The organism is Pseudomonas sp. PA1(2017), assembly GCF_001945375.1.
In the GTDB taxonomy this organism is placed as follows: Bacteria; Pseudomonadota; Gammaproteobacteria; order Pseudomonadales; family Pseudomonadaceae; genus Aquipseudomonas.
This window is the reverse complement of the sequence record NZ_MSXU01000012.1, coordinates 1-205: the sequence shown is the minus strand read 5'-3', so window position 1 is coordinate 205 and position 205 is coordinate 1. Positions and strand designations below refer to the sequence as shown.

Annotated in this window: 1 pseudogene; it reads right to left on the bottom strand. The window is 58.5% G+C overall.

The annotated features are described in order from the left end of the window. Positions 1-126 precede the first annotated feature (126 nt). Positions 127-205: pseudogene (locus BVH01_RS25265) on the bottom strand (elongation factor Tu); the annotation flags it as partial.

The window sequence follows — 205 nt, the reverse complement described above, 5'->3', positions numbered from 1 at the left end:
CGAACCGATGATGATCGGAGTGTCGTCGCCCGGGAAGTCGTAGGTGCTCAGCAGATCGCGAACTTCCATCTCGACCAGTTCCAGCAGCTCAGCGTCGTCAACCATGTCAGCCTTGTTCAGGAAGACTACGATGTACGGAACGCCTACCTGACGGGACAGCAGGATGTGCTCACGAGTTTGCGGCATCGGACCATCAGCGGCCGAG